This window comes from Vibrio sp. V03_P4A6T147 (assembly GCF_002241085.1).
Classification (GTDB): Bacteria; Pseudomonadota; Gammaproteobacteria; order Enterobacterales; family Vibrionaceae; genus Vibrio; species Vibrio anguillarum.
In genome coordinates this window covers 1-8576 of sequence record NZ_NDIO01000300.1, presented here as the reverse complement: position 1 = coordinate 8576, position 8576 = coordinate 1, and the positions used below count along the sequence as shown (strand labels likewise).

9 protein-coding genes are annotated in these 8576 nt (G+C 46.7%); 3 read left to right on the top strand and 6 right to left on the bottom strand.

Annotated elements, in window-relative coordinates; genetic code table 11:
• Window positions 1-232 precede the first annotated feature (232 nt).
• The gene (locus B9J84_RS11770; RefSeq protein WP_017047243.1) at window positions 233-1393 is read left to right on the top strand and encodes an MFS transporter; all 1161 of its coding nucleotides are present in this window, start codon (window positions 233-235) and stop codon (window positions 1391-1393) included.
• A 16-nt stretch (window positions 1394-1409) separates the two neighbouring features.
• Here the strand turns inward: B9J84_RS11770 and B9J84_RS11765 are convergent, their stop codons facing one another.
• Window positions 1410-1814 carry a nitrous oxide-stimulated promoter family protein gene (locus B9J84_RS11765; RefSeq protein WP_202599014.1) on the bottom strand — a complete coding sequence of 135 codons (405 nt, stop codon included), beginning with the start codon at window positions 1812-1814 and terminating at the stop codon, window positions 1410-1412.
• A 97-nt stretch (window positions 1815-1911) separates the two neighbouring features.
• Between B9J84_RS11765 and B9J84_RS11760 the strand changes: the two genes are divergently transcribed.
• Window positions 1912-2112 carry a DUF2986 domain-containing protein gene (locus tag B9J84_RS11760; RefSeq protein ID WP_010319684.1) on the top strand — a complete coding sequence of 67 codons (201 nt, stop codon included), beginning with the start codon at window positions 1912-1914 and terminating at the stop codon, window positions 2110-2112.
• Here B9J84_RS11760 and B9J84_RS11755 read toward each other — a convergent pair.
• From B9J84_RS11755 to nirB, 5 genes are all read right to left on the bottom strand, one after another.
• Window positions 2101-2574, bottom strand: a complete 474-nt coding sequence (locus B9J84_RS11755; RefSeq protein ID WP_010319683.1) for an NYN domain-containing protein — start codon at window positions 2572-2574, stop codon at window positions 2101-2103. The genes B9J84_RS11760 and B9J84_RS11755 overlap by 12 nt on opposite strands.
• Window positions 2575-2637: 63 nt before the next feature.
• Window positions 2638-3393 (bottom strand): uroporphyrinogen-III C-methyltransferase, encoded by a 756-nt coding sequence (gene cobA / locus B9J84_RS11750; RefSeq protein ID WP_013867926.1) that lies wholly within the window; start codon window positions 3391-3393, stop codon window positions 2638-2640.
• 68 nt (window positions 3394-3461) lie between these two features.
• The gene (locus B9J84_RS11745) at window positions 3462-4274 is read right to left on the bottom strand and encodes a formate/nitrite transporter family protein (RefSeq protein ID WP_094124194.1); all 813 of its coding nucleotides are present in this window, start codon (window positions 4272-4274) and stop codon (window positions 3462-3464) included.
• 142 nt (window positions 4275-4416) lie between these two features.
• Complete coding sequence (nirD, locus tag B9J84_RS11740; protein WP_017046108.1) at window positions 4417-4752, bottom strand: nitrite reductase small subunit NirD; 336 nt, start codon at window positions 4750-4752, stop codon at window positions 4417-4419.
• 2 nt (window positions 4753-4754) lie between these two features.
• Window positions 4755-7343 carry a nitrite reductase large subunit NirB gene (gene nirB / locus B9J84_RS11735; protein ID WP_094124193.1) on the bottom strand — a complete coding sequence of 863 codons (2589 nt, stop codon included), beginning with the start codon at window positions 7341-7343 and terminating at the stop codon, window positions 4755-4757.
• Window positions 7344-7842: 499 nt separating this feature from the next.
• Here nirB and B9J84_RS11730 point away from each other — a divergent pair.
• A partial coding sequence (locus tag B9J84_RS11730) for a lipase family protein (RefSeq protein ID WP_094124192.1) occupies window positions 7843-8576 on the top strand: 734 nt, incomplete at its 3' end.

Below are 8576 nucleotides of genomic sequence, written 5' to 3'. Positions count from 1 at the left end.
CAATTTGATCAATGGTTAAACCAAGCCATATTGAAATAATCCATCATTATAACCAATAATAAAGTTGGCATTTTTTATCGATTTATGCCAACTTTACTGCTCATTTCTCTTGCTTTATTTTCGATTAATAAAATTAATCGTTAAGAACATAATTTTTCGTTTTACCTTTCTCAATATCAGCTCCATATTCGCCGCAAAATATCCCATCAATTCTGGTTTTGAGGCAAAGTCAATGGACAACATCACTGTGAACGCGTCTTCACCTCGCATTTCCGTTCCGGTCATTGCGCTATCGCTTTATGCGATTGCCTCAGGCTATTTAATGAGCCTGATCCCATTGATGTTGCCGCACTACGGGCTTGAGAGCTCATTGGCAAGCTGGCTTGCCAGTGCCTTTTACGCTGGCTTATTGATCGGCGCATTAGTCGTTGAACCTGTTGTCAACCGCGTTGGCCACCGAAACGCTTTTGTATGGTGCTTAGCGCTGCTCATGTTAACCATTTTTGCCTTACCTGCTCTGCACTATGCCAGTGCTTGGTTAGTGGCACGTTTTGTTGCTGGTATTGCGGTGGCTGGTGTCTTTGTAGTCGTCGAGTCTTGGCTATTGCATGGTGATGAAAAAGGCCGAGCAAAACGCCTTGGTATTTATATGGCGGCGCTTTACGGCGGAACGGCATTGGGCCAATTAGGGATTGGTTATTTAGGCGTATCAGGCGGCGTGCCTTTCATTGCCATCATTACCTTGCTATTAATCGCCAGTGTGGTGCTGATTTATGGCGAATCTGACCAACCTTCAACTCAGCATGCCGTCAGCCTATCACTGAAACAGGTACTCAAACTAAACCATGCCGCCTTGCTCGGTTGCGGAGTTTCAGGGCTCACTTTGGGGGCTATCTACGGTCTAATGCCTGTTGAATTGGAACAACGTGGTATCAGCCATACCGATATTGGCAGCTTAATGGCGCTTGTAGTTTTGGGTGGCATGGCGGTGCAACCTATGGTGCCTTGGCTATCAAAGTTTTTGGGCCGAACACTATTAATGGCGCTGTTTTGCTTGATTGGCTCTGCGGCGATTACCATAACCTTGTTCGATTCAACGATGATGATATTAGCTGCCAGCTTGTTTTTTTTAGGCATGGCGACGTTTGCCCTGTACCCAATCGCCATCAACTTAGGTTGTGATAAGCTCGATGCCAATTACATTGTCTCAGCGACACAAGTTATGCTGTTTAGCTACAGTATCGGCTCTGTGGTTGGCCCCGTGATCGCTGATTGGTTTATGCAAAGATCGCAAGGCTTAATGGGCTATCTCTTTATTGCTTTACTGGCGACTTGTATTTATATGTTGGCTTCAAGCCTCAAAACCAAACGCCAATGGGTGGCGGGGAAATAAGTCGCAGCAAAGCGGATCATATTTTATCGCAAGGCGCACGGTTCAATCGTTGATGGCGATTTGATGCATGCGCCTTTGGTTTTTCTGGTAGTGCACGTTTTTCATGCAGTAGATGGCGGATCGCCAATATAGGGTGAGAGAGCAACATTCTTGGCCCTGCGTAACGCATCACCAATCTCATTTGCTCTTTCGGCTCAGGCTTATAGCAATGAATTGGGCAACGGTTACAGGTGGGTTTATGTTGGCCATAAGGACAGCGATCTAAGCGTACTTGCGCATATTCCAACAAGGTTTTGCAACACGTACAGAGTCCAGATTGACAGCGATGATGGCGCTGACAATAAATGTTCACCATCGCCTCTACGGTGCGAAACTCACTGAGTAGCTCTCCCGTTAAAAGATCGCTATGCATTTTTTCCATTGCCAATAACTCCCATTGAGATCGCAGATAAAAACAAGTATCCTGCGCCACCTTGTTCCTCATGTACCCAAGACTTTGTGTCAAAGAGCAGACGACTATGAACCGCAAAAAGAAAATTAACCAAACACTGCAAAAGCATCTTAAAAAGAAGCATGCCAAGCTGCACGGCAGCAATAAGCCTCGTTATATTTCAAAAGCTGAACGTGAAAAATTAGACGCAGAGCAAGCCGCTTCAACCAGCACGGTAGATACCCAACATAGTGAGATTGTGCCTGCTGAAGGTGAGCTACAACAGTAAGTCTTGCTCGATTGGAACAAACTGGCTGGCGACATCAATAAGGCTTTGAGCCGTCAGCCTTGGTACTCCGTACACTTCTACTTTTTTGTTAAAACGCTGTTTAATCCGTTCGACCAATAGCTCGAAATCACCATCTCCTGATACCAGAACAATCACATCCGCTTGCTCTGCCAGCTCAATCGCATCGAGAGTAATACCGACATCCCAATCCCCTTTTGCACTGCCATCACGACGCTGAATGAAGGGCTTAAGCTGAACCTCAAAACCAATACCGCGCAAAATATGGTGGAACTGGCGCTGCTTAGGATCTTGGCTAGCAATCGCATAGGCATTGGCTTTGATCACCTCTCGTCCTTGAGTGGCTACATACCAAAATTGGTTGTAATCAAAATGCTGGCGGTACTTCTCTTTACAGGTGTAATAGACGTTTTGAACGTCGACAAGAATGGCAACTTTTTCCATGAGCTCTCTTCTCAAATAGAAACAAAAACAGCGGCCTGTTCGCCGCTGCTTTGCAAATTGCGCCTAGTATACGCCAAACCACTTCAATTTGTCGTGCAAGCGAGTCACACTGCCGACCACAATCAAGGCTGGGCTTTGTGCTTGTTGCGCTAAAAGGGGTAAATCGTCAAGCGAGCCCGTCAATACTCTCTGTTTATCTGTAGTGCCGCGTTCGATAATCGCGCAAGGCGTTTCTGCGTTCAGGCCAGCATCCAACAAGTTTCGTGTGATGTTCGGGCACTGCTTTAACCCCATATAAAAAACCAAAGTTTGGTTGTCTTGCGCTAAACATCGCCAATTGATCGCTTTACCTTCTTTTTGTAAGTGACCCGTAATGAACTGCACACTTTGCGCGTGATCACGGTGCGTCAGCGGAATCCCCGCGTAAGCCGTGCAGCCTGCTGCTGCCGTGATCCCCGGAACCACTTCATAAGCGATATGATGTTCAGCCAGCGTTTCGAGCTCTTCACCACCTCGGCCAAAAATAAAGGAATCGCCGCCTTTCAAACGGACAACTTTTTTACCTTCTTTGGCTTTATCGACCAGAATTTGGTTGATCTGATCTTGCGGCACACAATGAAAATCCAACTGTTTGCCAACGTAGATCATCTCCGCGCTGCTTGGCGCCAGATCTAAAATCGCTTGCGAAACTAAACGATCATACACCACCACTTGCGCTTGGCTGATCACGCGTAGCCCCTTAACCGTCAGTAGATCGGGATCGCCTGGCCCTGCGCCTACTAAAGAGACAAAACCGCGACTCGTTACACTGCTTACCATGATTACTCTCTACCTTATCGACAAAAGGATATCGTCATTAAGCGAGGTTAAACCTCACTTAACAATGGTTAGCCAAGGTTGCGTTGTGGCAAGGTTTTACCGTGAGTCATGTAAAGGCTTAACCCGGTAAATAACAAGCCGCCCACTAAGTTACCCAATGTGGCCGGAATTTGGTTCCACACCAACCAATCGACGATGGTGAATTTAGCGCCCAACATCATGCCAAGTGGGAACAGGTACATGTTCACTACGGCGTGTTCAAAAACCAAACCGAAGAAAATAAAAATAGGTAGCCACATCGCGACCACTTTGCCGCTGACCGAAGTTGAGGTCATTGCGCCCACCACACCTAAACACACCATCCAGTTACACAAGATGCCTTTCACAAACACGGTGATCCAGCCATTGACACCGTGTTCGGCAAAGCCAAGAGTGCGAGCAGTAGACGCTTTAATAAACGCTTGTCCAACCGCGCTCGGCTCGATACTGAAATTCATGGTGAAGGTTAGCGCCACTAAAAAGGCGACGGCAACGGCACCGATTAAGTTACCTAGCCCAACCAAGCCCCAATTCCGTAGAACGCCCGCTTTGGTTACTCCGGCGCGTTTTTCAAACAAAGCTAAAGGCGCTAAAGCAAAAACACCCGTTAATAAATCAAAACCCATTAGGTTCAAAATACAAAACCCCACAGGGAAGACCAGAGCACCAACAATAGGCACTCCGGTTTGCACAGCCGCAGTAATGGCCACAGCGACTGCGATAGCAAGAATCGCCCCCGCCATAATACCGCGAATCAGGGTATCGCGCGTTGACATGAAGATTTTGCTTTCGCCAGCGTCAATCATTGTTTGCACAAAATCGGCAGGTTTTACATAAGACATAATGGTCCTTATTGTCACCAAAGTTAAAATTAAAAAGGGAAATTGAATAGATAAAGGCTCCCAACCATCAATGCATCACCAAGAGAACTCGATGAACAAGGAACCTTTTTGCTATTGAATCTCATCGTCTCAAAAGCGGCTGTTAAGCCGCGACTTCGACCACACCGTCGGTGACTCGCACGGCATAAGCTTTCACGCTAAAGCGTTCATCTTCCATACATTGGCCTGTTATGAGATTGAAACGCTGCTTTTTAAGCGGGCTTGCTATCCAGAACTGCTCTTGATGTTGGCAAATAAAACCGCGTGACAACACATTGGCTCGAGCAAAGGGATCCATATTGCTTATCGCCATCACTTCTTGCGCTTCAGTCGGACGGAAGATAGCCACTTGCTCACCATTCACCAGTGCACACACACCCGTTCCGGGAACAATGTCATTAATGTCACAGATGGCTTGAAATACTGTGTTATTGGCCATGGTTATTTCTCCAAAACAGGGGTAGAGATTGCTGAATCAGCAAGCGCAATGTGGAATATATCGCCTTTCGCTTCTGGGTGTTTTTCGCTATAAGTCGCAGGACGGTGCTGCTCACGAGCGCTGACGAACACGACGTTCTGATCGCGTAAATCAGAATTAATGAAGTGAGTAAAACGAGTTAATTGCTCAGGATGATTAAGCGTTTCTGTCCATTCACAGCGATAATCAGCAATAAGCTTCGCCACATCTGCTTCGAGTTGATCGTTAATGCCCAGCTTATCGTCCACAATCACTTCACGCAGGTAATCAACGCCACCTTCTAGGTTGTCTAGCCAAACTGAGGTGCGTTGTAATTTATCGGCTGTGCGAATGTAGAACATCATGAAACGGTCGATGTATTTCAGTAGTGTTGCTTCATCTAAATCAGAGGCCAGCAGATCGGCATGTCGAGGCTTCATACCACCATTACCGCAGACATACATATTCCAACCCGCATCGGTCGCGATCAGGCCTAAATCTTTCCCTTGCGCTTCGGCACATTCGCGGGTGCAACCTGAGACACCAAACTTCATCTTGTGTGGTGTACGGATACCTTTGTAGCGGTTTTCAATCAGCACACCCAAACCGACGCTGTCTTGCACACCAAAACGACACCACGTACTACCGACACACGTTTTTGCCATGCGCAGAGCTTTGGCATAGGCTTGGCCTGTCTCGTATCCAGCATCAATCAGTTTGCGCCAAATCTCAGGTAAATCGTCTTTTTGAGCACCAAACAGACCAATGCGCTGCGCGCCCGTCACTTTGGTGTAAAGTTTGTATTCCTGAGCGACATTCGCCAGCACCGCAAGCGCTTGTGGTGTGACTTCACCACCCGCCATGCGTGGGATCACCGAATAAGTACCGTCTTTTTGCATGTTACCCAAGAAGTTATCATTGGTGTCTTGCAAACTGACCAGCGATGGCGAGAGCACATGATCCCCCCAACACGAGGCCAGAATAGAACCAATTGTTGGCTTACAGACTTCGCACCCATAACCGCGTCCATGTTTTGCCAACATCTCATCAAAACGTGTGATACCGTTAATGCGGATCAAATGGAACAGATCTTGGCGTGAATACGCAAAGTGCTCACAAATATCGTTTTTGACTTCCACACCCGATTTAGCCAGTTCCGCATTCAGAACCGACGTCACTAAAGGCACGCAACCACCACAACCGGTTCCTGCCCCTGTCACCGCTTTAATCGCGCCGAGCGTATGATGACCATCGGCCACGGCTTGGGCAATTTTCGCTTTAGTCACATCAAAACAAGAGCAGATCACAGCAGTATCAGGTAGTGCATCCGCGCCTAATGCCGGTTTTTCAGCGCCAGCATGCGCAGGTAGAATCAAGGTGTCAGGGTGTTTGGGCAGCTCAATATCATTGAGTTTGAGTTGCAGTAAATCGCCGTAATCTGACGTGTCGCCGACTAAAACTGCACCAAGCAGTTTTTTACCATCTTCAGAAACGATAATGCGCTTATAAACTTCATCTTCTTCATTTTGATAGACGTAGCTTTTACAACCCGGAGTTCGCCCATTGGCATCGCCAATCGATCCCACCTTCACACCCAGCAGTTTGAGCTTGGCGCTCATGTCTGCACCACTAAATTGGCTCTCATTGCCCACAAGATGATCAACCGCAACCGTTGCCATTTTGTAACCAGGAGCGACCAGACCGAAGAAAGTTTGATTCCAAGAAGCACATTCGCCAATCGCGTAAATATCAGGATCGGATGTTTGGCAGTGATCGTTAATGGCAACGCCACCACGCGGCGCGATGTCTAGACCCATATCACGAGCTAATTTGTCCTGAGGACGTATCCCTGCGGAAAATACGATGAAGTCAACTTCCAAATCCGAACCGTCGGCAAACTTCATGGTATTACGAGCGGTCTCGCCTTGAGCAACGATCTCTAGCGTATTTTTGCTAGTGTGAACTTGCACCCCCATCCGCTCAATTTTATTACGCAGTTGTAAACCGCCTTGCAAGTCAAGTTGCTCAGCCATTAATACCGGAGCAAACTCAATCACATGGGTTTGTACGCCCAACGCTTTCAGCGCACCAGCCGCTTCAAGGCCAAGTAAACCACCGCCTATCACTACACCACTTTTGCTCTTTTTCGCGCACGTTTCGATGGCCTTTAGATCTTCAATGGTGCGATAGACAAAGCAGTCTTTACTTTCATTGCCTTTGATCGGCGGTACAAAAGGATAAGAGCCCGTCGCCAAGACTAATTTGTCATAGCTCACTTCACGGCCAGTATTTGAATAGACCACGCGCTTTTCGCGATTAATGTTAACCGCCCGCTCGCCCATCAAGACATTAATCGCATGCTTTTGATAGAAACCCGGCTTAACAAGCGAAAGCTCTTCAGCGGTATGGTGCGAAAAGTAGGAAGAAAGATGGACGCGATCGTAGGCAACACGCGGTTCCTCACAAAAAACCGTGACATCAACAGCTGATGCCTCCATTTTTTCGACCAAATCTTCGATATAGCGATGGCCAACCATGCCATTACCGATGACAACCAGCTTCATCCTGCTCATATGGGTTCCTAATTATGGTAACGTTTCATTGAGCGAGATTTTTAATTATGAAAGAAAATGAATTACTGATGTAAATCAATTACAAACTCAAACTACCCTAAAGAGGTAGCAATAAAGAGGAATATCAGAGAGAAATAAACACCTTATCGTAAATAGCATGAATACTAGAGGCCGACAGGCATCGGAAGATAATTTATATAGTATGATCGCTTCTAATCAAACCTGATCATTTACAACAAAACTTGTCAGTTTTCCTCTGTCAAAACACTTGGCAGAAGTTATATAAACAACTTAAACACGCTCATTATGCTTTAGAGTAGAAGCTTATGACGGCGCTGTTCCTCCCCCTTTAAGGGGAGGGAATTATTGACATTCTTTCCTTCGCATCTTTATGGCTGACATCATTTAGATACCAATACTCCCCCACCCTAAACTGCATCATTCATAAAGTGTTCACATTCAATCGCTACGTTAGCTCAATATCTTCGAGAGCTACCATGTGAAACCACTTAAACGCTATCAATACGAACGCTATGCCGTGCTGTGCAACCTTGCTTATCCCAGAGTGTTTAGGCAGACACGTTACGGTTTTGATCCGAACGGTCAGCACATCATCCGTAACCAGTTTGGTAAAATCATGATTCGAGTGCTGTGGAGTAAAAACCAAGAAGAGGCGGTGGTCGTCATCAAAGGTTCGCACAGTGTCAGTGATTGGCTTTTGAACTTTGCAATGTGGACACGCAGTTGTCAGCACTTAGGATTGGATTACCGTATTCATGCGGGCTTTTACCATCTCCTGCATCAAGAGAGCCTGCCAACGCGCAACGAAGATAAACTCGGCTTATCGGTTTTACAACGGCTGGAAGCCGTCGTTGTTCCTCTGATCGAGAGTGGCAAACGCATTGCCATTACTGGTCACTCTTCGGGTGGGGCTATTGGGTGTATCTTTGCTGACTACATCGAAAAGAAATACCCAAAATGCATCAAACGCATTGTGACATTCGGCCAACCCGCGATTGGTAATTGGCGTTTTCGTCAACGCTACGCGCTTAGTCACAAAACCTATCGTATCTGTTGTGACCTCGACATCGTCACCTTTATGCCACCCATTCCTTTAATTTATTGGCATGTGGGTAAATTGCTGTGGCTTTACAATGGGCGTATTTACGAAAACACACCAACGTTCATTCGATTAGGCAGGTCTTTATTGAGCTGGCTAGTTCGCCCCTTCTC

Excerpts from the sequence above, each read along its gene's own strand:
- nirB (WP_094124193.1), bottom strand. The coding sequence starts at position 7,343 with ATGAGCAGGATGAAGCTGGTTGTCATCGGTAATGGCATGGTTGGCCAT.
- B9J84_RS11745 (WP_094124194.1), bottom strand. The coding sequence starts at position 4,274 with ATGTCTTATGTAAAACCTGCCGATTTTGTGCAAACAATGATTGACGCT.
- B9J84_RS11760 (WP_010319684.1), top strand. The coding sequence starts at position 1,912 with ATGAACCGCAAAAAGAAAATTAACCAAACACTGCAAAAGCATCTTAAA.
- B9J84_RS11770 (WP_017047243.1), top strand. The coding sequence starts at position 233 with ATGGACAACATCACTGTGAACGCGTCTTCACCTCGCATTTCCGTTCCG.
- B9J84_RS11755 (WP_010319683.1), bottom strand. The coding sequence starts at position 2,574 with ATGGAAAAAGTTGCCATTCTTGTCGACGTTCAAAACGTCTATTACACC.
- nirD (WP_017046108.1), bottom strand. The coding sequence starts at position 4,752 with ATGGCCAATAACACAGTATTTCAAGCCATCTGTGACATTAATGACATT.
- cobA (WP_013867926.1), bottom strand. The coding sequence starts at position 3,393 with ATGGTAAGCAGTGTAACGAGTCGCGGTTTTGTCTCTTTAGTAGGCGCA.
- B9J84_RS11765 (WP_202599014.1), bottom strand. The coding sequence starts at position 1,814 with ATGGAAAAAATGCATAGCGATCTTTTAACGGGAGAGCTACTCAGTGAG.